This is a genomic window from Spongiibacter sp. C9W (assembly GCF_057370015.1).
The window spans coordinates 240,081-266,323 of sequence record NZ_CM170672.1 but is presented as its reverse complement, the minus strand read 5'-3'; the positions used below and the strand labels follow the sequence as shown (position 1 = coordinate 266,323).

The 26,243-nt window shown below is 55.7% G+C and carries 26 protein-coding genes; 3 read left to right on the top strand and 23 right to left on the bottom strand.

All coding sequences use genetic code 11. The features are described from left to right. Positions 1-31 precede the first annotated feature (31 nt). Positions 32-253, bottom strand: a complete 222-nt coding sequence (locus AC2Q8J_RS01225; RefSeq protein WP_204996411.1) for a YheU family protein — start codon at positions 251-253, stop codon at positions 32-34. 20 nt (positions 254-273) lie between these two features. Continuing rightward, the gene (locus tag AC2Q8J_RS01220; protein WP_286695668.1) at positions 274-582 is read right to left on the bottom strand and encodes an MTH1187 family thiamine-binding protein; all 309 of its coding nucleotides are present in this window, start codon (positions 580-582) and stop codon (positions 274-276) included. Positions 583-686: 104 nt separating this feature from the next. On the opposite strand from AC2Q8J_RS01220, the gene AC2Q8J_RS01215 reads away from it, so the two are divergent. Then, the gene (locus AC2Q8J_RS01215) at positions 687-1,211 is read left to right on the top strand and encodes a glycine cleavage system transcriptional repressor (RefSeq protein WP_486451939.1); all 525 of its coding nucleotides are present in this window, start codon (positions 687-689) and stop codon (positions 1,209-1,211) included. A gap of 10 nt (positions 1,212-1,221) precedes the next feature. Here the strand turns inward: AC2Q8J_RS01215 and AC2Q8J_RS01210 are convergent, their stop codons facing one another. The 5 genes from AC2Q8J_RS01210 to prmB all read right to left on the bottom strand — a co-directional run bounded on the left by AC2Q8J_RS01210 (position 1,222) and on the right by prmB (position 5,244). Continuing rightward, entirely contained in the window at positions 1,222-1,428 is a 207-nt protein-coding gene (locus AC2Q8J_RS01210) for a hypothetical protein (RefSeq protein WP_286695670.1), read from the bottom strand. Between the two features lie 20 nt (positions 1,429-1,448). After that, positions 1,449-1,880, bottom strand: coding sequence for a hypothetical protein (locus AC2Q8J_RS01205; RefSeq protein ID WP_372879495.1), 432 nt, complete (start codon positions 1,878-1,880; stop codon positions 1,449-1,451). 62 nt (positions 1,881-1,942) lie between these two features. Further along, the gene (locus tag AC2Q8J_RS01200; RefSeq protein WP_286695671.1) at positions 1,943-3,097 is read right to left on the bottom strand and encodes an MFS transporter; all 1,155 of its coding nucleotides are present in this window, start codon (positions 3,095-3,097) and stop codon (positions 1,943-1,945) included. An 11-nt stretch (positions 3,098-3,108) separates the two neighbouring features. Next, positions 3,109-4,206: a chorismate synthase gene (gene aroC, locus AC2Q8J_RS01195; protein ID WP_286838248.1), complete on the bottom strand. Its 1,098-nt coding sequence runs from the start codon at positions 4,204-4,206 to the stop codon at positions 3,109-3,111. Positions 4,207-4,332: 126 nt separating this feature from the next. Further along, the gene (gene prmB / locus AC2Q8J_RS01190) at positions 4,333-5,244 is read right to left on the bottom strand and encodes a 50S ribosomal protein L3 N(5)-glutamine methyltransferase (RefSeq protein WP_486451938.1); all 912 of its coding nucleotides are present in this window, start codon (positions 5,242-5,244) and stop codon (positions 4,333-4,335) included. A 150-nt stretch (positions 5,245-5,394) separates the two neighbouring features. Here prmB and folE point away from each other — a divergent pair, with 150 nt between their 5' ends. Together folE and AC2Q8J_RS01180 are read left to right on the top strand one after the other, a co-directional pair. Beyond that, entirely contained in the window at positions 5,395-5,934 is a 540-nt protein-coding gene (gene folE / locus AC2Q8J_RS01185) for a GTP cyclohydrolase I FolE (RefSeq protein WP_204996404.1), read from the top strand. 178 nt (positions 5,935-6,112) lie between these two features. Continuing rightward, positions 6,113-7,102, top strand: coding sequence for a 1-aminocyclopropane-1-carboxylate deaminase/D-cysteine desulfhydrase (locus AC2Q8J_RS01180; protein ID WP_486451937.1), 990 nt, complete (start codon positions 6,113-6,115; stop codon positions 7,100-7,102). Positions 7,103-7,133: 31 nt separating this feature from the next. Here the strand turns inward: AC2Q8J_RS01180 and AC2Q8J_RS01175 are convergent, their stop codons facing one another. The 16 genes from AC2Q8J_RS01175 to sdhC all read right to left on the bottom strand — a co-directional run bounded on the left by AC2Q8J_RS01175 (position 7,134) and on the right by sdhC (position 25,870). Next, complete coding sequence (locus AC2Q8J_RS01175) at positions 7,134-7,400, bottom strand: hypothetical protein (protein ID WP_289083501.1); 267 nt, start codon at positions 7,398-7,400, stop codon at positions 7,134-7,136. Positions 7,401-7,666: 266 nt separating this feature from the next. Then, a complete protein-coding gene (locus tag AC2Q8J_RS01170; protein WP_289083500.1) occupies positions 7,667-8,536 on the bottom strand; it encodes an alpha/beta fold hydrolase in 870 nt (289 codons plus the stop codon). 4 nt (positions 8,537-8,540) lie between these two features. Further along, positions 8,541-9,017 (bottom strand): phosphohistidine phosphatase SixA, encoded by a 477-nt coding sequence (sixA, locus tag AC2Q8J_RS01165; RefSeq protein WP_486451936.1) that lies wholly within the window; start codon positions 9,015-9,017, stop codon positions 8,541-8,543. After that, positions 9,017-10,039: an NAD(P)H-dependent glycerol-3-phosphate dehydrogenase gene (locus AC2Q8J_RS01160; RefSeq protein ID WP_486451935.1), complete on the bottom strand. Its 1,023-nt coding sequence runs from the start codon at positions 10,037-10,039 to the stop codon at positions 9,017-9,019. Before AC2Q8J_RS01160 ends, sixA begins: the two co-directional genes overlap by 1 nt. A 118-nt stretch (positions 10,040-10,157) precedes the next feature. Beyond that, positions 10,158-12,059: a molecular chaperone HtpG gene (htpG, locus tag AC2Q8J_RS01155; RefSeq protein ID WP_424145369.1), complete on the bottom strand. Its 1,902-nt coding sequence runs from the start codon at positions 12,057-12,059 to the stop codon at positions 10,158-10,160. 84 nt (positions 12,060-12,143) lie between these two features. Beyond that, positions 12,144-13,829, bottom strand: a complete 1,686-nt coding sequence (locus tag AC2Q8J_RS01150; RefSeq protein WP_486451934.1) for an acyl-CoA dehydrogenase family protein — start codon at positions 13,827-13,829, stop codon at positions 12,144-12,146. Positions 13,830-13,837: 8 nt separating this feature from the next. Further along, positions 13,838-14,437: a TetR/AcrR family transcriptional regulator gene (locus tag AC2Q8J_RS01145; RefSeq protein ID WP_204996396.1), complete on the bottom strand. Its 600-nt coding sequence runs from the start codon at positions 14,435-14,437 to the stop codon at positions 13,838-13,840. A gap of 143 nt (positions 14,438-14,580) precedes the next feature. Next, on the bottom strand, positions 14,581-15,453 hold the full coding sequence (gene sucD, locus AC2Q8J_RS01140; RefSeq protein WP_027873845.1) for a succinate--CoA ligase subunit alpha: 873 nt from the start codon (positions 15,451-15,453) through the stop codon (positions 14,581-14,583). Further along, entirely contained in the window at positions 15,453-16,619 is a 1,167-nt protein-coding gene (gene sucC / locus AC2Q8J_RS01135) for an ADP-forming succinate--CoA ligase subunit beta (RefSeq protein ID WP_027873846.1), read from the bottom strand. The genes sucD and sucC overlap by 1 nt, the downstream gene beginning before the upstream one ends. Positions 16,620-16,757: 138 nt before the next feature. Further along, positions 16,758-18,194 (bottom strand): dihydrolipoyl dehydrogenase, encoded by a 1,437-nt coding sequence (gene lpdA, locus AC2Q8J_RS01130; RefSeq protein ID WP_027873847.1) that lies wholly within the window; start codon positions 18,192-18,194, stop codon positions 16,758-16,760. A 53-nt stretch (positions 18,195-18,247) separates the two neighbouring features. Beyond that, positions 18,248-19,441, bottom strand: a complete 1,194-nt coding sequence (gene odhB / locus AC2Q8J_RS01125; RefSeq protein ID WP_486451933.1) for a 2-oxoglutarate dehydrogenase complex dihydrolipoyllysine-residue succinyltransferase — start codon at positions 19,439-19,441, stop codon at positions 18,248-18,250. Positions 19,442-19,496: 55 nt separating this feature from the next. Further along, on the bottom strand, positions 19,497-22,331 hold the full coding sequence (locus AC2Q8J_RS01120) for a 2-oxoglutarate dehydrogenase E1 component (RefSeq protein ID WP_486451932.1): 2,835 nt from the start codon (positions 22,329-22,331) through the stop codon (positions 19,497-19,499). A gap of 289 nt (positions 22,332-22,620) precedes the next feature. After that, positions 22,621-23,337: a succinate dehydrogenase iron-sulfur subunit gene (locus AC2Q8J_RS01115; protein ID WP_027873850.1), complete on the bottom strand. Its 717-nt coding sequence runs from the start codon at positions 23,335-23,337 to the stop codon at positions 22,621-22,623. A gap of 17 nt (positions 23,338-23,354) precedes the next feature. Then, positions 23,355-25,127, bottom strand: a complete 1,773-nt coding sequence (gene sdhA, locus AC2Q8J_RS01110; protein ID WP_027873851.1) for a succinate dehydrogenase flavoprotein subunit — start codon at positions 25,125-25,127, stop codon at positions 23,355-23,357. Positions 25,128-25,130: 3 nt separating this feature from the next. After that, positions 25,131-25,502, bottom strand: a complete 372-nt coding sequence (gene sdhD / locus AC2Q8J_RS01105) for a succinate dehydrogenase, hydrophobic membrane anchor protein (RefSeq protein ID WP_036256246.1) — start codon at positions 25,500-25,502, stop codon at positions 25,131-25,133. After that, positions 25,496-25,870, bottom strand: coding sequence for a succinate dehydrogenase, cytochrome b556 subunit (gene sdhC / locus AC2Q8J_RS01100; protein ID WP_204996392.1), 375 nt, complete (start codon positions 25,868-25,870; stop codon positions 25,496-25,498). Before sdhC ends, sdhD begins: the two co-directional genes overlap by 7 nt. Positions 25,871-26,243 lie beyond the last annotated feature (373 nt).

The following is a 26,243-nucleotide window of genomic DNA, read 5'->3' as shown; positions in this document are numbered from 1 at the left end:
GGCGGCGTGGCCCTAAAAATCAACACGCGGCTTAAGGGCGGCGCGGCAAAATAGACCAGCTCTCGGTCTCGGCGCAGAAGGCGATAAACGCCTGGCCACTTTTTAATGCCGCCCGCAATTGGGCGATTTTTTCTTCCTGGCTCAGCTCGCGCTCGCCATAGTCAGTGCCGTCGCGGCTAACCAGCTCCTCCAGCATGCCCTGAAAGGCATCCTCGCTCAGTTTCTGCCAGGGAATTTCCAAATAATCTGCCATTCCAACCTCGTTCAGTCTGCTCAGCACTCACTGCCCTGAAAGCCGGCAACACTATCAATTTTATCTTGTAGGCTCTGCTCTCTGTCTACCCGCGTGCCAATTTTTAACTGGCTGTGGATACGCGGCGCCCCCATCTCGTGAATGCGCATATGGCACAGCTTCACCGCCGCCATGACTGCCTCCCACTCACCTTCGACATTGGTGCCAAAGGCATGCAGTTGGTAAGTCAGGCCGCTGTCATCAAAAATTCGCTGACACTCGGCAATATACGGTGACAGCGACTCGCCGACATTGAGCGGTATTACACAGAGTTCCACATGTACATGCATTTCTTAACCCACCGGCCTACTCAGCAGCCATCGCTGATGATATGTTCAAGCAGATATCGTATCGTTACTGCTATAACGTGTCTCTATACTTACAGGATTAACCATTGAATACGTCTGTTGTTTTTACCTTTATCAGCAAGGACCGACCCGGGTTGGTTGAATTGGTTTCCAGCGCCATTGCCAGTGTCGGTGGAAGTTGGCAGGAAAGCCGAATGACACAATTGGCGGGCCAGTTTGCCGGCATCGGCCGCGTAAATGTGGCAGGCGATCAGCGCGATGCCCTGATCAGCGCCCTGCGCGCGCTCAGCACCGATGGCATTCAAGTCACCATTGATGACAGCGCCAAAACCAGCGACGGCAGCGCCGAACAACACGGCTGCCAACTGCATATTTTGGGCAACGACCGGCCGGGAATCGTGCGGGAAGTGAGCCGCGCCTTGAAAGATCGCCAGATCAATGTGACTGAACTCAGCTCGAATATCACCAGTGCGCCGATGAGTGGCGAGGCGCTGTTCGACGCCCACGTGAAAGCGGACTTACCCGCCGGTTGCGACCTCGACGAATTGAACGACGCCCTGGAAGAGATTGCCGAACAGCTGAGCGTCGATATCGATATTGAGCGCGCCTAGAAACGGCCGCTCAACGCAATTTTTTCATCACAAACACCGTCGCGGTTGCCGCCGCGACGATCACCACAACACCGAGCACGCACATCAGCAAATAGCCGAGCACTTCCCGCCACGGTACATCAAAGCTCCACACCGCCGAGCACACCAGCATCACTGTTGCCAGCACCGCCAGCACCGGCGTACGGTAGCGTTTAAACAGTACAAACCACTCAGCCACCTTCGGCAAACCCTCTTCGCTTAAGCAAAACTGTCCTCTCGCAGCCACTCACAACGCAAGCGACCGGAGTCATCTCCGGGGGCATGGTAATCCCCTTCGGCTTGCCATACAAAGGTATGTGTACCGTTATAGGCCGTTTGCAGGTGCACCGTTGCCGACACCCAATACATTTTGCTAAGCATTTTCTCAAATAAACGCAGCCATGCATCCCACTCGTGCTCTATCGCCTTGTAGGAACTGCCAAAGTGAATGACATCGGTTTGGCAGTCGCCAAACTCCACGGCGCGGCGTGGCACGGAAAACATTTCCCGGCACAGCAACGGCCAGTCCTCGGCCGAGGGCAAGGTATCGGTAATTTGCTGATTCACCTCGCGGCGTTCCTGCAAATCGATACCATCTCGCACAAACAACATATCCGTAATGCAGCCGTAAACGACGGATTCTTGAGCCATAGTTGATCTTCCGACTTTTTCTTTCAGTCTACCGCTGCAATGACGCCGACGCGACGACACACTTAACGAGGCGTGTCCGGGGTCTCAAAATAGCGCCAGGCAATTATCGCCGCCAGTGCTGCGGCGCCGCTGGCCACCCAGAAACACTGGGCCGGGCTGATGTCCCAGGCGTAACCACTCAGCACCGCGCCCAACGCACCACCGGCGCCGAAGCTCAAGCCACTGTACAGCGCCATACCCTGGCCGTGGTGAGCGGTAAAAAACCGCCGTATGGTTTCGACGGCGGCAGCGTGAGCACTGCCAAAACTGGCCGCGTGCAAACACTGGGCAAACACCAAAATGACCACTGACTCGACAAATTCAGCAATTAACCACCAGCGCAACGCCGTTAGCGCCAGGCTGGCGATCAAAATCTGGCGCAGGCTAAAGCGCTCCAGCAGCCGGTGCATACCCATAAACAGCAACACTTCAGCGAACACCCCTAGCGACCACAGCATCCCCGTTGCCGACTTGCTATAGCCCTGCGCTTCCAAATGAATACTGAAAAAGGTGTAGTACGGCCCGTGGGAGAATTGCAGCAGAAAACTGGTGGCAAAGAAGGCAATCACCGCTGGCTGCTTCAATATTCGCATCAGCGAACCGGGGCTGCGATCCCCCCGCGTTAAGCCCTCGGGGTTTTCTGCCACCAACAAGCTCCCCAGCCAGATAGCCGACAACAATGCGGTAATGATGTACAGCAGATGCACGATCGGGTGGTGGTCCAACCAGGCACCCACCGCCAATACCGCGGCGATAAAACCAATCGAGCCCCACAAACGGATCAATGAATAGCGGCCATGCTGACCGCTCAAATGACTGAGCGTTAGCACGTCGAACTGCGAGAGCACCGCATTCCAAAAGAAGCTGTAGCCCACCACCACGGCGGCGAGCCAGTAGAAGTCCTGCCGGAAGTACACTCCACCAAAGGCGATAACCGCCAGCAGTGCCCCCAGGCGAATAATTCGCGTGCGGCAGTCATAGCGGTCAGCCAGGTAGCCCCATAAGTTGGGCGCCAGTACCTTGGTGACCATCACCAGCGCCGAGAGAATCCCGATCTCGCCAGAGGAATACCCCAGCGACTTCAGGTACAGCGACCAATATGGCAACCACGTGCCCAGCAGGGCAAAGTAGAAAAAATAAAAGGCGGAAAGCCGCCAATACGGCACTGCCTGCGCCATAGCCGCCTAGCCTAGCGGCGCGCCGGAATCACCGGTGTTTGGCACTGAACATCGGCATTCTGGCCACGGTTACGCAACAGGTGGTCCATCAGCACAATCGCCAGCATCGCCTCGGCGATAGGTACCGCGCGAATGCCCACACAGGGGTCGTGGCGGCCAGTGGTTATCACGTCCACAGCCTCGCCCTGCTGGTTAATGGTTTGGCCAGGAATCAAAATGCTCGATGTCGGCTTCAGCGCCATATGGGCAACAATATCCTGCCCACTGGAAATTCCGCCCAACACGCCACCGGCATTATTTGAGGTAAAGCCTTCAGGAGTGAGCTCGTCTCGGTGTTCGCTGCCGCGGGCATCTACGCAGTCAAAGCCTGCGCCAATCTCAACCCCTTTCACCGCGTTAATCCCCATCAGAGCATGGGCGATATCGGCATCCAAGCGATCGAAAACTGGCTCGCCCAGGCCTACTGGCACACCGCTGGCCACCACCGAAATTTTGGCCCCTACAGAGTCGCCGGATTTACGCAGCGCCTGCATATAGGTTTCCATTTCGGGAATTTTATCAGCGTCCGGGCAAAAGAAAGGATTCTCTTCAACAATGTCCCAATCGAGCTTATCTGCCTTAATCGGCCCCAGCTGCGACAAGTATCCCCTCACCTGCACGCCGTGATGCTCCGCCAGGTATTTTTTGGCGATTGCCCCGGCAGCGACTCGCATCGCGGTTTCGCGCGCCGACGAACGGCCACCACCGCGGTAGTCACGCTGACCGTATTTTTGCTCGTAGCTGTAGTCGGCATGCATGGGGCGGAAACGGTCTTTGATCTTGCTGTAGTCCTTCGAGCGCTGATCTTGGTTCTCAATCAACAGCCCAATAGAGGTACCGGTGGTCTCCCCCTCGAAAACCCCAGACAGAATTTTCACTTCATCGTTTTCACGGCGCTGGGTGGTATAGCGCGAGGTGCCGGGCTTGCGGCGGTCTAAGTCGCGCTGCAAGTCACTCTCGGAAATTGCCAGCCCCGGCGGGCAGCCATCGATAATTGCGCCCAAGGCAAGGCCGTGGCTTTCGCCAAAGGTGGTGACGGTGAACAACTTACCGATGGTGTTACCTGACATGAAACAATCCTGCGTTGGGACAATAGGGCCGGCAAAACTGCCTGGCCGTAAATCATTACTCTACAAAGCGCGACAAACCGTGCCGAACGAACAGCGCCTGAATTATACGTGAAAGCGGCGTCTGAGTCAGAGGCTATCCGCGGCCTCTACCAACTGCTCTCGGGTCAGCGCAAACACGCCGTGACCGCCGCGCTCGAACTCGAGCCAGGTAAATGGCAATGTCGGGTAAGCCTGCTCAAGTGCCACCCAGCTATTGCCTACCTCGATTACCAGTAAACCGCCCTCTTCCAAATGGTCGGCCGCGTCGCGCAGGATTCGGCGAGTCAGGTCCAGGCCATCCTCGCCCGACGCCAACCCCAGCGCGGGCTCGCGGTGATATTCCGCAGGCATTTCCGCGAGGTCTCTGGCGTCTACGTAGGGCGGGTTGCTAACGATCAGGGAATAGCGCTGCCCCTTCAAGCCGCTAAACACATCGGAGTGAATAGCCTTCACCCTGTGGCCGAGTTCGTGGCGGGCAATATTGATGCCGGCGACATCCAGCGCATCGTCGGAAATATCCGCAACATCTATTTCGGCATCGTCAAAGGCGTAGGCGCAGGCAATACCAATACAAGCGCTGCCGGTGCAGAGGTCCAATATGCGCTGGGGTTCGCTCGCTAACCACGGTTCAAAACCGTTTTCGATCAGTTCTGCAATGGGCGAGCGCGGCACCAATACTCGCTCATCCACATAAAATGACAGCCCGGCAAACCACGCCTCATGGGTTAAGTAAGCGGCGGGTAGACGCTCTTCCACTCTGCGCTGTAGCAGCTGCACAATATGCTCGCGCTCACTGGGCAGTAAGGTGGCATCCAGGAACGCGTCCGAGCTATCGAAGGGTAACTCCAGGGCGTGAAGCACCAGCAGCCGGGCCTCGTCCAGGGCATTATCGGTGCCATGACCGAAAAACAATCCAGCGCGGCTGAATTCACTCAGGCCCCAGCGAATGTAGTCCCGAACCGTGGTCAGGTGTTGGCAAATCTCATTGTTGTGTGCCACCGCAGCGCCCTTCTATAAACCCGTTTTTAGCAAGCAATAATAACCAGCGCGAAGTTTACACTGCCCCCAAAGCGCTGCCCAGCATGCTTGGGAAAGCGTAAGGGCTCTGATACCATTGCGGCTCGTTTATAGGACATAAAAGAGAAGCTGGTGGAAAAAGCATTCGAAGAGATCATCAAACAAATTGGTGAAGACCTTGAGCGTGACGGCCTACTCGACACGCCAAAACGCGCGGCAAAAGCCTTTGAGTTCCTTACCGAGGGTTACCGTCGCAGTGTTGACGAAGTCGTGAATGACGCACTGTTTGAATCCGACGCCAACGAAATGGTCGTGGTCTCCGACATCGAACTCTACTCGCTCTGCGAGCACCACCTGCTACCCTTCATCGGCAAATGCCACGTTGCCTACATTCCCAACGGCAAAGTTTTGGGCCTGTCTAAGGTGGCTCGCATTGTCGACCTCTACGCTCGCCGCCTGCAAATTCAAGAAGGCCTGACCACGCAGATCGCCAACACCGTGCAACAAGTGACTGGCGCCGAAGGCGTTGCCGTGATCATTGAAGCCCGCCATATGTGCATGATGATGCGCGGCGTGCAAAAGCAAAACTCCGTTATGCGCACCAGCGCCATGTTGGGCGTGTTTAAAGACAACGCCGCCACGCGGGCAGAGTTTATGTCGCTGATCAAATAAAGCGTTGCTTTGGCCCGCTGGGCAACAAGGAAAATCAAAGGGCCGAAATAGCCCTTTTTTATTGCCACATCATTGACCAAATTACGGTATGCGTCGCCGCGACGGAGCCAAACAGCTATCCTCTGTCTTGTATACCACCCCAGAACGAGACATAAATGGCGTGACCAGGACAAGGCCCTTGTTCGACAGCTACCCGCAACTGAGCGGCGCCCTACCCTGGCTCCCCCTCGCTGACCTACCCACGCCGGTTGAACCAGTATCCGGAATTGGCAGCAATGCCTGGATTAAACGCGACGACCTTTCCCACGCGGTGTATGGCGGCAACAAACTCCGCAAGCTGGAATTTATCTTGGCCGATGTTCTGGCGCGTGGCAAAACGCATGTAATCACCTTCGGCGCCACGGGTACCAACCACGGCGTTGCCACCGCCATGCTGTGCCAACAATTGGGCCTGCGCTGCACGGTGCTGTTATTTGAACAACCGCCCTCTACAACCGTGCGCGACAACCTCGCGCGAATGCGACACTTTGGCGCCGCGCTACAATTTTGTGGCTCACTCGCCAATACCGTGCGGCATTACTACCTTCACCCCAAGCGCCTGTCACGCAGGCACTACTTTCTGTTTGCTGGCGGCTCCAACTTGGCCGGAACCATGGGCTTTGTCAACGCAGTATTTGAGTTAAGGCAGCAAATCGACACCGGCCAGTGCCCATTGCCCAGCCAGATATTCGTACCCGTTGGCTCCTCTGCCACCCTTGCCGGCTTAACCGTTGGCGCTGCGCTAGCAGGCATAGAAAGCGATATTATTGGCATAAGAGTCGCCCCTTCCCACCTGGGCATCATTCCCACCTGCACCCCTGCCACAGTGAATCAACTCATCAGGCAAACATGCGCCGCGCTGACAAAAGCAGGCGTCTCACTGCCAACAATACCCACCGCCAAACTGATCGACAGTTACTATGGCGATGGCTACGGCGTGGCCACCAAAGCGGGAAGCTGCGCCACGGAGAGGTTTGCCGAATGCGGCATTACCCTGGATCAAACCTATACCGCCAAAGCCGCGGCCGCGTTTTTAGATGCAGCAAGGCAAAATACTGAGGTGCAGCTTTACTGGCACACGTTTAATTCGCGGCCAGTTGACGGGTTGCTTGAGCAAAGTCGGGTTTAGGGGGCCGAGCACTCGCTAGATGTTTTCGCACTCAAGACTTATCTCGATAAAAACGACCAGTATTGGTAACGCGCTCATATTTGTCCCATGCTGCGTCACGCGCCTTTTGATAACGATGGACTGAGAGATAGTATACGACGACGGCTACACCAACGGCTAAAAGTAGCGACTGCCATTTAAAGTACATGGCAAGTGCAGATACTAAAGAAAAGGGCCATCCAAGTTCCTCTGCCACACCGCATCTAGCATCAGCGATATCGCACCGGAGCCTAAGTAGCTCATTATTTTGTTCGTTCATTGCAAGCTCCTTAGCATGTAACAAAGGAACCACGTCCCCACGCCATTTTCGTACCGCGGGCATTAGCGTGGCACAATTCACCAGTAGGGAATTTGAGTATATTGAATTCGATAGATGCGCTGCAAAAGACCGCAAGCTGATAAACGAACACCAATTCCCTTTGTTCTGTCGATCAATCCTTTTCCATGAGCATATACGCGCCGCAATACAAATCAATACCACGAGCCACGCTCTCAGATTCCTTTGGAGTTATCTGAAAAAGACGGCTAAACCTGCGACAGAAAATGCGCCACAACCGCCTCAGCCACCTCCTCAACGCAGCTATCCATATGGCAGTGATGGTCGCCATCAACATCCAGTGTGCTAAAGGCTTTGGGTCTGGCGTCGCTTAGTGCGAGTATTTCCTGGCCAAAGCCTTGTTTGGCGGCAATAAACAGCAGCGGCGCGTGAATGCCTTGCAGCACGGCCCGCCATTGCTCTGCGGTCAGTTTATGGGGGGAAGCGAGTGCAAGGCGGCGATCGCTGCGCCAATAAAATTTGCCGTCGTCACCCTGATAAGTGCCGCGCTCGGCAATGGCACGAGCCGAGCGCTTGCTCATGGGCATTACTTTAATACGCGCGGCGGCAGCGTCTTCCAGGGTATCAAACGCGCGTGGCGGTCGCCCCTGGTTGGAAAATCCGTTTAGATAGCGCTGCAGCTGTTTGGGGAATTCTTCACCCGCTTGCGGGTCGGCCAGCAAACCGTCGATGCAGACGACCGCGCGAATATTGTCTGGCATAGCCGACGCCAGCAGCGCCGCGATCATCGCGCCGCGTGAGTGGGCCAACAGGCTGTATTGGGACCAGCCGAGTTGTTCGGCCACACCGCAGATAATTCGCAGATCGTCCCAAATGGCGTAGTTACCCGACGGCGGTTTGTGATCGCTATTCCCGTGGCCGGGCAGATCGAGCGCAACAATGCGCAGCGGGTTGCCCTGCTGCTGGAGATACTCGGCAATAGCGGCAAAACTGGCGGCATTGTCCAGCCAACCATGCAGGGCAAGCACTGGAATACCATCGGCCTGGCCCCAGGCTTGCGCGGCTATGTGCAGACCTTCCACCTCAAAGCTGAGCGATTCTGCAGAGACAGTCGTCATAGTACTAGCGGCCATTGTGAGCGTAGTTCGGAAAGTGACGCAGCCATTGCAAGTTGCCACAGCCCGGGGCGAACACGTCGGCGTCAACACGGGCCATACTGGCAGTTTGCAGCCCCCAATAGGATTGTGACTCGCCCTGCCAGTGAGCCAGCGCATTACTGAGTAGTGGGTTGTGCCCCACTAGCAGCAGGCGCTGACCGCGAAACGTCGACAGCATGGTATCGAGGCCTTCGAGTCGGTTATCCGGGGTCAGACAGGCTTTATTGCGCTGGGGTAGCTGCCAATCGGCATTGATAATGGCGGCGCTTTGCTGGGCGCGGCGGTAAGGGCTTACCCAGATTTCCTCGGGGCGCCAATCTTGCTGGCCAAGCCACTGCGCCGCGGCTTCAACTTCGGCAATACCGCGCTCGGTGAGTTCGCGCTCCATATCGGTAGCGGCATCCCACGATGCCGCGCCATGGCGAATTAAGACGATTTCCATCAGCTTTTCTGCACTGCAAATTCAACGTCGCGGTTTTGCTCCGCCCACATCATATCGCCAATCACTTCTTGCACGGTTTTGCCCTCGTAAATGATGGCGTACAAACCATTGACCAACGGCATGTATATATCCAGCTGCTTAGATTGCTGCTTGAGCAGCTTGAGGGTATTCACCCCTTCCGCCACCTGCCCAAGCTCAGCGACAACCTCGTTCAGATCCCGCCCCTGCCCCAGCGCATAACCCACGCGGTAGTTGCGGCTCAGTGGCGAGGTACAGGTTACGAATAAATCGCCCACACCGGCCAGGCCCAAAAAGGTTAAGGGGTCGGCGCCCTTTTGCACGGCGTAGCGACTCATTTCCGCCAGGCTGCGGGTAACCAGCATGCTGATCGTGTTGTGGCCCACGCCCAGTGCCGCCGCCAAACCCGCGACGATGGCGTAAACGTTTTTCAGGGCGCCGGCCAACTCCACTCCGTAGATATCGCTTCCGGCGTATACACGAAAATACGAGCACTGCAGCAGGTCTTGAATACACTGGGTTAGCCGCTCATCTGCGCTGGCGATAACCGTGCCGGTAATTTCCCGAGCTGCCAGCTCTTTGGCAAGGTTTGGCCCACTCATCACGCCGATGCTGACATTGCCCAGCTCTTCTCGCAAAACTTCGCTCATCAGTTCATTGCTGTCGACCTCGATACCCTTGGTCGTGCTGACCACCATAGTGCCGTCGGCTAATAACGGCGCCAGTTGGCGAGCCACATCGCGGCAAGACTTGCTGGGCACGGCAACGAAGACCACGTCGCAGCCCGTTACGGTTTCGGCCAGATCGGTACTGGCGCGCAGGGCGGGGTTCAGGGAAATATCGGGCAGGTAGGCGCTGTTACTGTGCTGCTCGTTCACCTCGGCGACGCGCTCGGCGTTACGCATCCACAGGCACACATCATGGCCGTTATCGGCAACAATATTGGCGATTGCCGTACCGAAACTGCCCCCACCCACTATGGCTACTTTATGCTTGTCCGTCATTGCGGCTCCGCTTGTTGTTTTTCATGCAGTTTATCATTGCGCTGCGGCGATGAAGAACGGCGTCGAAAAAAAGCGGCGCCGAAGCGCCGCTCTATTCACTGTGGTTCTTGCGCTTACGCTAGGCGCTGAGTTCCAGCAGCAGCTTATTCAGCTTGTTAACGTAGTCCGCAGGGTCTTCCAGCTGCGCGCCCTCGGCCAAATGCGCCTGATTAAAGAGAATGTCGACAAGGTCGGCAAAACGGTCTTCATCGGGCTCTTTGTCCAGTTTTTGCACCAGCGGGTGCTCTGGGTTCAGCTCGAAAATCGGCTTGGACTCGGGCAGCGCCTGGCCAGCGGCTTCAAGAATACGCCGCATCTGCGCGCCCATATCGTGGTCACCCACTACCAGACACGCCGGCGAACTGGTCAGTCGGCTCGTCGCGCGCACCTCTTCAACCTTTTCACCCAGCGCCTTGGCAACGCGCTCAATCAGGTCTTTGTGCTCTTCAGCCAGTTCTTCCTGCGCTTTTTTCTCCTCTTCGTTTTCCAGCTCACCAAGGTCCAGCTGGCCGCGGCCAACATCCTGGAAGGCTTTGCCATCGAACTCAGCGAGGTGATTCATCAGCCAGTCGTCGACGCGATCAGAAAGCAGTAAGACTTCAATACCTTTCTTGCGGAACACTTCCAGGTGAGGGCTGCTGGACGCAGTGCGATGGTTTTCAGCCACCACGTAGTAGATTTTCTCCTGCCCCTCTTTCATACGTGCTACGTAATCTTCCAGCGAGTGCAGCTGTTCGGCCTTGTCATCGTGGGTGGTGGCAAAGCGCAGCAGCTTGGCAATCTTTTCGCGGTTGCTGAAGTCCTCAGCCGGGCCTTCTTTCAATACCTGGCCAAAGGCCTTCCAGAACGTTTGGTATTTCTCAGTATCGTTCTTCGCCAGCTTGCCCAACATGTCCAGCACGCGCTTGGTCAGCGCCGTTTTCATTGCATCCACAGCGGGGTCTTGCTGAAGAATTTCGCGCGATACATTGAGCGACAGGTCGTTAGAGTCCACCACACCTTTTACAAAGCGCAGGTACAGCGGCAGGAATTGCTCGGCGTCGTCCATAATGAAGGTGCGCTGCACATAGAGCTTAACGCCCCGCGCCGCGTCGCGATTCCACATATCCATCGGTGGCTGCGATGGCAGGTATAGCAGGCTGGTGTATTCCAGCTTGCCTTCAACCTTGTTGTGACTCCAGGTGAGCGGCTCAGCAAAGTCGTGGCTCACGTGCTTATAGAAGGCTTGGTATTCGTCGTCCTTCACTTCGTTGCGCGGGCGCGTCCAGAGCGCTGTGGCGGAGTTGATGCTTTCAAACTCTGGCTCGGGGGCTTCTTCACCCTCTTCCGCGGTAACCGTTTTTAGCATTTCTACGGGAATGCTGATGTGGTCAGAGTATTTCTTGATGATGGAACGCAGTCGCCAATCATCGGCAAATTCTTTGTCTTCTTCGCGCAGGTGCAGTACCACCTTGGTACCACGCTCGGCGCGCTCGCAGCTTTCAATGGAGAAGTCGGCTTCGCCAGTCGACTCCCAGTGCACACCTTCCGAGGCATCGGCACCTGCGCGACGGGTGAATACTTCTACGCGCTCAGCAACGATAAAGGCCGAGTAAAAACCCACACCAAACTGACCGATGAGCTGCGAGTCTTTCTTGTTGTCGCCGCTGAGGTTTTTCAAAAATTCTGCGGTGCCTGAACGGGCGATAGTGCCGAGGTTGGCCACCACTTCCTCGCGGCTCATACCAATGCCGTTATCGCTAATGCTAACCGTGCCGGCCTCTTTGTCGGCCTCTACACGCACACGAAGATTGGGGTCGTTTTCAAACAGGCTGTCATTGGAAAGCGCTTCAAAGCGCAGCTTGTCAGCCGCATCGGAAGCATTAGAAACCAGCTCGCGAAGGAAAATTTCCTTGTTGCTGTACATGGAGTGGATCATCAGCTGAAGCATTTGCTTCGCTTCGGTTTGAAATCCCAGAGTTTCTTTTTCTGCTGTGGACATGCCTATCACCTGTAAAGCTAATTTATCGTTCGCCCAGCGGGACGTGTAAGCTTTATGGGGACAGGCTGTCCAATTTCAAGACCTTTACAGACGTTCGGGTAAAATACGCCGAACAATATGTGCCACATCCACGCCTTTGGGCAGGCAACCATACACGCCGTGGGGCTGCTGCAAACGCGAGGCGATAAAGGCCTCGGCCACCACAGGGTCGCCATTTTTTAGCAATAGCGCCGCTTGCAGACACAGCGCCATTTGCTCAACCAAGCGACGGGCGGCGTATTCAACGCCATCGCGATCGGCCAGCGATTGCCGCAGCGCATCGATACTCTGGTCCAGTACTGCCGATAGACCGCGAACCTGCTCCAATTCAGTAAACCAACGCTGCTGAACCTCGGGCGATTTATTAAAGGCGCGCAGCACATCCAGCGCCTGAATATTCCCCGAGCCTTCCCATATCGCATTAATCGGCGCCTCGCGGTACAAACGCGGCATAATGCAATTTTCAATGACGCCGTTGCCGCCGAGGCACTCCATGGCCTCGTAGGCATGGCCGGGTGTGCGTTTGCAGATCCAAAATTTACCGACCGCGCAACCCAAGCGGAGCAGCAGCTTTTCGTCGTCGGTCTTGGCGTCCAGCGCGGCGGCCATGCGCAGGGTCATGGCCAACGATCCCTCCACCTCCAACTGCAGGTCTGCCAGCACGTTTTGCATGAGGGGCTGCTCGATTAAGCGCTTGCCAAAGGCTTCACGCTGGCTGGCGTGGTGCGCGGCCTGGGCAACGGCTTGGCGCTGACCCGCGGTAGAGCCCACCATGCAGTCGAAGCGGGTCAAGGCGACCATTTCTATGATGGCGGGAACGCCCCGACCTTCCTCGCCGACCATCCAACCCTGAGCAGCGCGCATTTCGACCTCTGAGGAGGCGTTTGAAACGTTGCCCATCTTGTTTTTTAGGCGCTGTACAAACAACGAGTTCTTCTCGCCATCCGGTCGCCAGCGCGGCACCAGAAAACAGCTCAAGCCGCCCGCCGACTGCGCCAGCATTAAAAAGGCGTCGCACATCGGTGCGGATAAAAACCACTTGTGGCCGGTAATTTCGTAGAGTTCACCCGGGCCCTGAGCGCCAACAGCGCGAGCGACCGAGGTGTTGGCACGCACATCACTGCCACCCTGTTTCTCGGTCATACCCATGCCAATGGTGACGGCCTGCTTTTCAAAATAGGGCTTGTTCTCGGGCTCATAGCCCTGCGCCAGCACTTTGGGCAACCATTGCTTGGCGATACTCGGCGTGAGATTCAAGGTGGGCACTGAGGCAAAGGTCATGGTCAACGGGCAGCCGTGTCCGGCTTCAACCTGACTTTGCATATAACTATACGCGGCGCGCTGTGTGTGGGCCTGAGCAATGTCGCCCTGCCAGGGCATCGCGTGAATGCCCTGCTCCAAGGCCATTTTCATCAGCTTGTGATACGAGGGGTGAAAGCGCACCTCATCCACGCGATGACCAAAGCGGTCGTGGCTGTCGAACTGGGGCTTTTGCTCATTGGCGTCAAAGCCCCAGGCAATCACCTCAGCGCTGCCACAGCGCTGACCATAGTCACGCAGGGCATCGAGAGCAGCTCCCGGCGCATAGCTGGTCAACGCCTGCTGCAGGGCGATGTCGTCGTCGAAGAGGTTGGTGTTTTCCAGCGCTTGAGATTGGTTGAACACCGAATGGGTATTCACTGTGTTATTGGCGTCATCGCTACTGGGGTTTTGATTCTTCAACGGCTCCATAAGCCCTCCTAGTCTTTCGCCCCCACCGCTCGCAAGCAGAACAGGCAAAGTTCATCAATCATGTCGCTACTACGCTCGGACTCTGCCAACGGCCCGAGCAAACTTTCTGCCAGTGCGCCAACCAGTGCGGGTGCTACCAGCGCCGCTGGTTGTTGGCAAAACTCTCCGCTCTCAACCCCGCGTTTGACTACTTTCTCGAACAGCGCAGTGTAGTCGCGGCGAAAATTAATACGTGCCTCATCCACGGCTGGGTCGACCGGCTCGGCGATCAACGCCCAGGCAAACTGGGGCGCCATAAACGCGCGCTCGGCAAAACAACGCGTGCCGGCAACGATCTGCCCCCTTGCATCGCCAACGCCCTCCAGGGCGTCGGCAACGGCCCGCACTTCGCGGCGGCTGGCATGGGAGAAGACTTCCGTCGCCAGTTGGTCCTTGTTTTTGAAATACCGGTAGACCGACCCCACACTCACCTGCGCATCGGCGGCGAGGGCTTGAATGGTCAGCGCTTTAAAGCCCCCTTCCCTTACCAATGATTCGGCGCTTTTCAGCAGCCGCTCACGCAATTCGGCCTTACGTTTGGCAATGGGTGGCGTTTCTCTGTAAGCCATAACACTGTCTCACCACAAGGAGTGAATCATAGTTCACTTTTTAACACAAGCTCGACTTGAAGACGATGCGTCGGATTCAAGCCGCAAAATAAGCAGACACAAAAAAGGCGGCCGAAGCCGCCCTCTTAGCGTTACAGCCGAACTTACCAGCCAGTAACTTCTTTCAGTGCATCACCGATTTGCGCCAGTGAGCGCACGGTTTTAACGCCTGCATCTTCAAGTGCAGCAAACTTCTCATCGGCAGTACCTTTACCGCCCGAGATGATGGCGCCAGCGTGGCCCATACGTTTGCCTGGAGGTGCAGTCACACCGGCAATGTAAGAAACCACTGGCTTGCTTACGTTTGCTTTGATGTAGGCTGCCGCCTCTTCTTCTGCAGTTCCGCCGATTTCACCGATCATAACGATCGCTTCAGTGCCGGGGTCTTTCTCGAACATTTCCAGAATGTCGATAAAGTTAGAGCCCGGGATCGGGTCACCACCGATACCTACGCAAGTAGATTGGCCGAAACCGTAATCAGTGGTTTGCTTAACCGCTTCATAGGTCAGTGTACCGGAGCGCGATACGATGCCCACTTTACCCGGCAAGTGAATGTGGCCAGGCATGATGCCGATTTTGCACTCGCCCGGAGTGATAACACCTGGGCAGTTAGGGCCAACCAGGCGAACGCCCAGCTCGTCACACTTCACTTTACACTCGAGCATGTCCAGTACGGGGATGTGCTCGGTGATACATACGATCAGCTTGATACCCGCGTTTGCCGCTTCCAGGATGGAGTCTTTGCAGAATGGCGCAGGTACGTAGATAACAGACGCTTCTGCGCCAGTCGCTTCTACGGCTTCTTTAACGGTATTGAACACGGGCAGGCCCAGGTGCTCAGTGCCGCCTTTGCCTGGCGTAACACCGCCAACCATTTTCGTGCCGTAGGCAATCGCTTGCTCAGAGTGGAAGGTACCCTGACCACCGGTGAAACCCTGGCAGATAACCTTGGTGTCTTTATTGATCAGAATAGCCATTATTTACCCTCCGCTGCTTTAACAGCCTGCTGAGCCGCGTCGGTCAGGCTGGTTGCCGCGATGATGTCCAAGCCAGACTCTGACAACAACTTAGAGCCCAGGTCGGCATTGTTACCTTCGAGACGCACAACCACTGGTACGCTCACACCCACTTCTTTCACTGCGCCGATAATACCTTCGGCGATCAGATCACAGCGTACGATACCGCCAAAGATGTTAACCAATACGGCTTTAACATTGCTGTCTTCGAGGATGATTTTGAAGGCTTCGGTAACGCGCTCTTTGGTCGCGCCGCCACCTACGTCGAGGAAGTTAGCAGGGAAACCGCCGTGCAGAGATACGATGTCCATAGTACCCATCGCCAGGCCGGCACCGTTTACCATGCAACCGATATTACCGGTCAGGGCAACATAGTTCAGATCCCACTCTGCTGCACGCGCTTCACGCTCGTCTTCCTGTGAAGGGTCGTGCATGGCTTGCAGGTCTTTGTGGCGGTATACCGCGTTGCCGTCGATAACCACTTTGGCGTCCAGGCAGTGCAGGTTGCCTTCAGTGGTGATAACCAGCGGGTTAATTTCCAGCAGCGCCAGATCTTTTTCCTGGAACAGCTTAGCCAGACCCAGGAAGATGTTTACAAACTGCTTAACCTGAGTGGGGTTCAGACCCAGTTGGAAAGCCAGTTCACGGCCCTGGTAAGGCTGAGCGCCAGTCAGGGGATCGATGATTGCTTTGAGAATCTTCTCTGGAGTCTCTTCGGCAACTTTCTCGATTTCAACACCGCCTTCGGTAGAGGCCATGAAGACGATACGGCGAGTACCGCGGTCAAGCACGGCGCCCAGGTACAATTCCTGGTCGATATCGGTGCAAGACTCAACCAGAATTTTAGAAACTGGCTGACCATTTTCGTCTGTTTGGTAGGTAACCAGGTTCTTGCCCAGCCACTGCTCTGCAAACGCCTTGATTTCGTCGGTGCTGCTGACCAGCTTTACGCCACCAGCTTTACCACGGCCACCAGCGTGGACTTGAGCTTTTACAACCCACTTGTCTCCGCCGATTTTTTCAGCCGCAGCAGCGGCCTCTTCCGGGGTATCACAGGCGTAGCCTTTAGACACAGGCAGCCCGTATTCAGCAAACAGTTGTTTGCCTTGGTACTCGTGAAGGTTCATGTTGGATTTACCATCTCGGTCTGTGGAAGTGTTAAGCGGGCAATACGCTGTCAGTGAATGGCCCGCTCCCTCTGCACATTGCGGCACGCCGCAAAATTCGGGTCAGTATTTTCCCGAATTTTGCGAACTACCGCAAATCTATTTGCGCTTCTTGCGATTCGGCATGTGTATGGCGCGGCCATCGACGGCCAATGCCGCCTCGTGAACCGCTTCCGACAAGGTCGGGTGGCCAAACACTGTCAGGGCGATATCTTCGGCTGAGGAACCGAATTCCATCGCAATAACGATTTGTTGAACAAGGTCGGCGGCGCTCGGGCCGATGATGTGACAGCCCAAAATGCGGTCCGTCTCTTCGTGGGCGAGAATCTTCACCATCCCTGTGGTGTCGTTGGCTGCCAGGGCGCGGCCGCTGGCAACGAAGGGGAAACTGCCTGATTTATAGGGTACGCCGTCAGCTTTCAGCTGCTCTTCGGTGGCGCCGACCATCGCAATTTCTGGGTGCGTGTAAATGATGGACGGAATGCAGTCATAGTTCATGCTGACTTTGTGGCCAGCGATGCGCTCGGCGACCATCACGCCCTCTTCCGAGCCTTTGTGAGCGAGCATCGGGCCGCGCACAATGTCGCCCACCGCGTAGATGCCAGGCGCATCGGTTTCGCAGTGGTCGTTGACGAAGATAAAGCCGCGCTCGTCGAGGTTCACACCGCTATCGGCAGCCAACAGGCCATTGCTCAGCGGACGGCGACCCACGCACACGATCAACTTGTCGAAGGTTTCATCCTTCTCTTCATCATTCAGTGTGTAAGACACTTTAACTTTTTTGCGGCTGATCTCGGTGTCGGTAACCCGTGCACCCAGACGAATATCCAGGCCCTGCTTTTTGAAGACTTTGGCAGCTTCTTTAGCAATTTGCTGGTCCATGGCCGGCAAGAAGCTATCCAGAGCTTCCAATACCACAACCTCGCTGCCCAAGCGTGCCCATACACTGCCCAACTCCAGGCCGATAACACCCGCGCCGATCACGCCAAGGCGTTTGGGCACAGATTGGAATTCCAGCGCGCCCGTGGAGTCGACAATCACCTCTTGGTCGATGGGCGCCGGTGGAATTTCAACCGGCACTGAACCGGCCGCGATAATAATATTTTCCGCTTCCAGCGTTGACGTCGAACCATCTTCCGCGGTGACTTCAACCTTCTTACCGGCCAGTACTTTGCCGTAGCCTTCAATGGCGGTTACGCCGTTGGCCTTAAACAGGCCGCCGACACCACCAGTTAGCTGATCGACGATGGCGTCTTTGCGCTTGATCATCTCAGGCACATCGATGCTCACCTTGCCGGTAGAAATGCCGTGCACATCAAAGGCGTCCTTCGCTTCGTGATATTTGTAGCTGCTATCCAGCAGCGCTTTAGAAGGGATACAGCCAACGTTCAGGCAAGTGCCACCCAGAGCAACCTTGCCCGCCTTGTTGCGGTTTTTCTCAACGCAGGCAGTTTTTAAACCCAGCTGCGCAGCGCGAATAGCGGCTACGTAGCCCGCCGGTCCTGACCCGATTACGACAACATCGTACTTAGACATATCTGTTTCCTGTAATACCTAAACCATGGATTCCATTGACGCCCGCAGCGGCCTTATACCTCAAGCAGAATTCGCGCAGGATCTTCGATAAGGTCCTTAATGGTGACCAGGAACTGTACGGCGTCTTTGCCGTCGATCAAGCGGTGATCGTAAGACAGCGCCAAGTACATCATGGGAAGCACTTCAACCTGACCATTCACAGCCATCGGGCGCTCCTGGATTTTGTGCATACCCAAAATGGCCGTTTGCGGCGGGTTCAGAATAGGCGTCGACAACAGCGAACCAAACACACCACCGTTGGTAATGGTGAAGGTTCCACCGGTCATATCTTCGATGCCCAGCTTGCCGTCGCGAGCGCGCAAGCCGAAGTCGCGTACTTTGTCTTCGATTTTAGCTAGGCTCATGTGGTCGGCATCACGCAATACCGGCACCACCAGGCCTTTATCGGTAGACACTGCCACACCAACGTCTTGGTAACCGTGGTAAACGATATCGTCGCCGTCGATTGAGGCATTCACCGCTGGGAAGCGTTTCAGTGCTTCGCAAGCCGCCTTAACGAAGAAACCCATGAAGCCCAGACGCGTACCATTGTGGCTCTTTTCAAACAGGTCTTTGTACTGTTTGCGCAGTTCCATCACCGGCTTCATGTTGACCTCGTTGAAGGTCGTGAGCATCGCGGTCGTCTGGCTCGCTTCAAGCAGTCGCTCGGCAATGCGCTTACGCAGGCGGGTCATCGCCACACGTTTTTCAACGCGCTCACCGGCAGGCACATCCACCTCGGCTGCTGGCGCAGGTGCTGCAGCGGCCGGTTTGGCAGCTGGCGCCTGGTAATTCATCACATCTTCTTTCGTGATCAGGCCACCTTTGCCGGTGCCTTTTACGGCGCTGGCATCAATGCCCTTTTCTTCCAGCGCTTTGCGCGCCGCCGGGCTGATCTTCAGATCTTCACTGGCAGGAGGTGCTTGCGCTGCTTCGGGCGCGCTTTCCGCTTTGGGGGCTTCCCCTGCGGCGCCCTCTTCAAACACGGCCACGACTTCGTCGCTCAATACCGTGTCGCCTTCATTTTTGATAATTTCCTTCAACACACCGTCGGCTGGTGCAACCACCTCGAGCACGACTTTGTCGGTTTCGATGTCTACCAGCGGCTCGTCGCGGCTTACCGCCTCACCGACTTGTTTATGCCATGTTGCAATAGAGCCATCAGCAACAGATTCTGGAAACGTTGGCGCTTTGATTTCAGTACTCATTTTTCATCCTGTCGTTAGTTCGCTGCACGCGTCTATGGTTATGCGCTGGTCCGGCCTAGAGTTTCAAAGCCTGACTGATGAATTTTTCTTGCTGCTCAATGTGCAAGGCCATGTAGCCCGCAGCCGGCGACGCTGACGGTTCGCGACCGACGTAGCCCAACAGCAAATTCTTCTCGGGTTTAAAGCTGCGAATGACCCTCGCCATACGGTGGCGACTGTTGTACCACGCCCCTTGGTTGCGCGGCTCTTCCTGACACCAAACCACTTTCTTCAGGTTTGGATACTGCGCAATAACTTCACGCAGATCGTCGTAGGGGAAGGGATAAAGCTGCTCTAAACGAACAATAGCGATAGAGTCTTTGCCATGCTCACGGCGAGCGTCGCGCAGGTCGTAATAGACCTTGCCGCTACACAACACCATGCGCGTCACTTTTGACTTATCGATATCGTCGGTTTCATCAATCACATTCTGGAACTGGCCATCCGTCAACTCTTCCAGCGTTGATACTGCTTCCTTATGGCGCAGCAGACTCTTCGGTGACATAACCACCAGTGGGCGGCGCAGCGGGCGGATAACCTGGCGGCGTAACATATGGAACACCTGCGCCGGCGTAGAGGGCACACACACTTGGATGTTGTGCTCGGCACACAATTGCAGGAAGCGTTCTAAGCGAGCAGATGAATGCTCAGGCCCCTGGCCTTCATAGCCGTGGGGTAACAACATGGTGAGACCGCATAAACGACCCCATTTCAACTCACCACTGCTGATGAACTGGTCGATTACCACCTGTGCGCCGTTGGCGAAATCACCAAACTGCGCTTCCCAGATCACCAAGGCGTTGGGCTGGGTGGTCGCGTAACCGTACTCGAATGCCAGTACCGCCTCTTCGGACAACAGCGAGTCGTAAATATCAAACGACGGCTGATCATCGGTCACGTGTTGCAGTGGCACATAACGGCTGGCGTCTGTTTGGTTGTGCAATACCGCGTGGCGATGCGAGAAGGTTCCGCGTCCCACGTCTTGCCCGGTAAGGCGAACCTGGTGGCCAGCATTGAGCAGGGAACCGTAGGCCAGCGTTTCGGCAAAGCCCCAGTTGATTGGCATGGCGCCGACAGCCATTTTGCGGCGATCTTCGTAGATCTTCGCCACTTGGCGCTGCACGCTAAAGGCCTCTGGCACGGCGTTAACCGCCTCTGCCACTTCTTTGAGTTCTTTGGCGTCAATGCGGGTATCACCCGAGACATCCCACGCATGTCCCAGATACGGCGTCCAATCGACAAACAACTCGGTATTCGGCTCTTTCACCAAGCTCTTGGCAACGTGCTGACCGTCGTCCAAGGCCTGACGGTATTCAGAGGCCATTTTGTCGGCCAGCGCTTTGTCGATAGTGCCATCGTCAAGCAGCTTGTTGACGTAGAGCTCACGCGTGCTCTTTTGCTTGCTGATTTGCTTGTACATCAGCGGCTGGGTGCCTGACGGCTCGTCCGCTTCGTTGTGACCGCGACGGCGGTAGCAGATCAAATCAACCACCACGTCTTTCTTGAATTCCTGGCGGAAGTCGGCGGCCAACTGCGACACGAACAACACCGCTTCGGGATCGTCACCGTTAACGTGGAAAATCGGCGCCTGTACCATTTTTGCAACGTCGGTACAGTATTCCGTGGAGCGCGCGTCTTCCTGCAAGCTGGTGGTGAAACCCACTTGGTTATTGATGACGACGTGGATCGTGCCACCGGTTTTGTAAGCGCGGGTCTGGGACATCTGGAATGTCTCCATGACCACACCCTGACCGGCAAAGGCCGCATCGCCGTGGAGTACTATCGGCACGACCTTTTCCCCGACGGGATCAAAACGACGATCCTGCCGTGCACGCACAGAGCCCTCGACCACTGGCGATACAATTTCCAAGTGAGACGGGTTGAAGGCCAGTGCCAAATGCACTTCCCCGCCCGGGGTCATCACGTTGGAAGAAAAGCCCTGGTGGTATTTAACGTCGGCCGAGCCCTGGTATTGAACCTTGCCTTCGAACTCATCGAAAAGTTCGGCGGGGTTCTTGCCCAGAATATTGACCAATACATTGAGTCGGCCGCGGTGGGCCATACCAATGACAATTTCTTTGGCGCCGTATTCGCCGCCGCGCTGGATCATGGCGTCGATCATTGGGATCAGGCTCTCGCCGCCTTCCAGACCAAAACGCTTGGTACCGGGGTATTTTGAACCCAGCGACTTCTCCAGCCCTTCTGCAGCGGTCAAGCGCTCCAGCAGATGGCTGCGCGCCTCAAAACCGTATTCCGGCTTTGAACGTACACTCTCCATACGCTGCTGAATCCATGCACGCTCGCGGGTATCCACAATGTGCATGAACTCGGCGCCTACTGAGCGACAGTAGGTTTCACGCAGCGAGTCGTAGATCTCGCGAAGCGTCGCTTGGTCTTTACCGATATACAGACTACCCGTCTGGAATACGGTATCGAAGTCCGCTTCGCTGAGCTGGTGATATTGCAGCTCCAAATCGGGTACGCCCGGGCGCTGCCACAGGTTCAGCGGATCGAGCTGCGCTTCCTGGTGGCCCCGCTGACGATACGCGCTGACCAGCTGGATAACCCGTACCTGCTTGCGCTCATGCTCGCTGACCTCGCTACTGGCCGAGGCAGCGGCGCGAACCGGCTGTTTGGCTAACTGAGCGAAGTGATCTCGGATCGGAGAATGAGGGATATCGCGGATAGCGGATTCGCTGACGCGGGGGAGCTGTTGAAAATAGTTTCGCCATTCCTCGGGAACAGCATTGGGATCAGTGAGGTAGGTTTCGTACAGGTCTTCGACGTAACCCGCATTTCCACCAGATATGTGGGAGCTCTTCCAAAGAAGCTCCATTGACGCTTTCTGCATTCCTGTCCACCTAATAACGAGAGGCGTGGCTGCCGGATGCTGCATCGCCCGATAAGGCGTTTTGCATCGTCTTACGCCCGCAACGCTCAGTGTACGCCGCGAGGCCGGCTTAAACCACAGGCCTTAGCCAATCCCTCTCAATACGTTTTTTATCTCGCTAGTGCCGGTAAGCACCGAGTTGTATTTTGTTCCGGTGTCACGTTGTGACATCAAAGGACACAATACGCGCAGATTTTAGCCCTATCTTCGCAGGGTCTAATAAGTGGGGCTCTCTCGAGCCCCTCAGCGATTAGCTCGCCCGATTCAGCAACATGTTGCGAATATGGCCGATAGCCCGGGTTGGGTTCAAGCCTTTAGGGCAAACATTGACACAGTTTTGAATGCCGTGGCAACGGAAGACGCTAAAAGGATCGTCCAGTTCGCTCAAACGCTGTTCAGTTGCCGTGTCGCGGCTATCCGCAAGGAAGCGGTAAGCTTGCAACAGGCCGCTGGGGCCGATGAAGCGGTCCGGGTTCCACCAGAAAGACGGGCAAGCCGTTGAACAACATGCACAAAGAATACACTCGTACAGGCCGTCGAGCTTGGCGCGCTCTTCAGGTGATTGCAGACGCTCGATCGCGGGCGCTGGCGTGTTGTTAATCAGGTAAGGCTTGATCTTCTCATATTGCTTGTAGAACAAGCTCATATCAATAATCAAGTCACGGATAACGGGCAAGCCGGGCAGCGGGCGCAGCACCAAGGTGTTACCACCCTTGCCGTTTTTCAAGGCTTCCGAAATTGGCGTAATACACGCCAAACCGTTTTTACCATTGATGTTCATACCATCGGAACCGCAGACACCTTCGCGGCAAGAGCGGCGGTAGGTCAGCGAAGGGTCCTTCGCTTTCAGCAGTTCCAATACGTCGAGTACCATCAGGTCTTTGCCGCCGGTGTCGAGTTCGACATCCTGCATGTACGGCTCCTGATCGACTTCAGGATTGTAGCGATAGAGACTGACTTTCAACATTTTCTCTTCTCCCCTGATCAGTAGGTGCGTACTTTAGGCGCGAAAGCTTCGCGGGTTTTCGGCGCGAAGTTAACCGCACGCTTACCAACACGCTTCTCGCCAGGGAAGTACATGGAATGACACAGCCAATTCTCATCGTCGCGGTCTTGGAAATCTTCGCGAGCATGAGCACCGCGGCTTTCCTTGCGCTCCTCAGCGGCGATAGCCGTTGCTTCGGCCACCTCAAAGAGGTTTTGCAGTTCAAGCGCTTCGATACGCGCTGTGTTATACGCGTTGCTCTTGTCTTCCAGATGCGCGTTTTCAATGCGACCACGAAGATCTGCCAATTTCTTCACGCCCTCTTGCATGAAGTCACCGCGGCGGAATACACCGAAGTGGTTCTGCATGACGTTTTGCAGCTCGGTACGCAGATCGGCAACTTTCTCGCCGCCTTTGCTGTTGTTAACGCGGTTCAAGCGCTCGTTGGCCTGCTCGAGATCGCTCTCTGAGGCGTCGCGCATATCGATGCCTTCGCGCAGCGCTTTCTCAATAAACAGACCTGAAGCGCGACCAAATACCACCAGATCAAGCAGCGAGTTACCACCCAGACGGTTCGCGCCGTGTACCGATACACAGGCCACTTCACCACAGGCGTACAAGCCGGGAATCACTTGGTCGTTGCCGCTGGCGTCAACCGTCAATGCCTGGCCGTGAATATTGGTGGGAATACCGCCCATCATGTAGTGACAGGTTGGTACCACAGGCACTGGCTCTTTAACTGGGTCAGCGTGGGCGAAGGTGCGGCTCAGCTCACAAATACCTGGCAGGCGGCTTTCCAGCACTTCCTCGCCAAGGTGGTCGAGCTTGAGGAATACGTGGTCGCCATTGGGGCCACAGCCACGGCCTTCGAGAATTTCCAGTGTCATTGAGCGAGCAACGACGTCGCGGCCGGCCAAGTCTTTGGCATTCGGCGCGTAACGCTCCATAAAGCGCTCGCCATCTTTATTGATCAGATAGCCGCCTTCACCACGGCAGCCTTCTGTTACCAGAACCCCTGCGCCGGCAATACCAGTGGGGTGGAACTGCCACATCTCAATGTCTTGTACAGGGAAGCCAGCACGCAGGGCCATGCCCACGCCGTCGCCCGTATTGATGTGAGCGTTAGTGGTAGATGCGTAGATACGCCCTGCACCACCGGTCGCGAATACGGTTGCTTTCGCCTTCACGTAGACAACTTCACCCGTTTCGATGCAGATCGCCATCACACCGACAACCGCGCCGTCTTGGTTCTTTACAATGTCAGTGGCGAACCACTCATTAAAGAACACGGTGTTGTTCTTCAGGTTGCCCTGATAAAGGGTGTGCAGCAGGGCGTGACCGGTACGGTCAGCTGCTGCGCATGTCCGCGCCGCCTGACCGCCTTCACCGAAATTTTTCGATTGGCCACCGAAGGGACGCTGATAGATACGACCTTCTTCTGTGCGCGAGAACGGCAAACCCATGTGATCCAGCTCGAAAACCGCTTCTGGGCCAACACTGGTCATGTATTCGATAGCGTCTTGGTCACCGATGTAGTCAGACCCTTTAACGGTATCGTACATGTGCCACTGCCACTGATCCTGAGGGTCGGCACTCGCGATCGCGCAAGTGATACCACCCTGGGCTGATACTGTGTGAGAGCGCGTAGGGAATACTTTAGAAATTACCGCAGTTTTGTAGCCTGACTGGGCCAACTGCAGTGCAGCGCGCATACCTGCGCCACCACCGCCGACGATAACGCCGTCAAAGGTAATAGTACGAACATTAGCCATTACTTAACTCCACAGAATCTGGATGCCCCAAACGAGGTAGGTGAACAGAACAACTGCTGATGCAGCCTGAAACGCCAGGCGCAAGACAAGACCCTTGCCACCCATCATACGCTCGGTCAGGTAGTCAGTAGAGACCGCCCACAAACCTATCCACGCGTGAGCAATTACCGACAGCACCGCTGCAGTACTAAAGACACGCATAAATGTCGAGGCAAAGAACGCGCTCCACTGGGCGTAATCCATCGTGCTGCCTTCGCAAACCAAGTAGCCACCTACGACTAAGAAGTAAGCCAGCAGAACAACACCGGATACTCGCTGAACCAGCCAGTCTGAAAGACCGCTGCGACCAAAACTTGTTACTGATTTAACTACCATACCCATAACCCCGTCAGTACAACCAGAACCGCTGTAGTCAGCAGCACCAGCTTGGACCCTCTCTCGCCACCTTCCATAGACTCACCGATACCGGCGTCCATGACCAAATGCTTCACTCCCGCAGCAGCGTGGTAACTAATACCCACTAATACTGCCCAGACGATCAGCTTGCCCCAGAACGATGACAAACACTCTTTGGCTTGAGCGAAACCTTCTGGACCACTGAGGCTAGTGCCCAGCAACCAGAATAAGACGGCCATACCGGCCACTAGGAAAACACCACTGACGCGGTGCATGATTGAGGTATATGCGGTAATCGGCAGTGCGATTGTCCCGATATCCAGGTTCACAGGTCGTTTATCGTTCACGGTTTTCCACACTTTATTTCAGGCCCTTTTACTACGGGCGGTTCAACGGAAGTGGATCTATCAAGTTTGCCGGGCTCTCCTTCCCGGGCTTCTTCCTAAGAGGTGCAAGCACTGGGGCTCGAGAAGAAACGCCGCGCATTATAGGGCTATACATACGCAATTACAAACACGCCTTTAGTCGAAATTGCCCTCCAAAAAAGCGCTATATCAAGGGTTTGCGGGACTATTTCGCGCCATTATGGCGCCATAAGATTTGCGGCGCACCAAAACCGCGCACGCATCGACAGGGGCAGCATAAAGTGCAGAAAACATCAAACATTCCCACGGCCGCAATCACAGGGTAAAATGTGGTCAGCGTTGACAAAACGTTTTA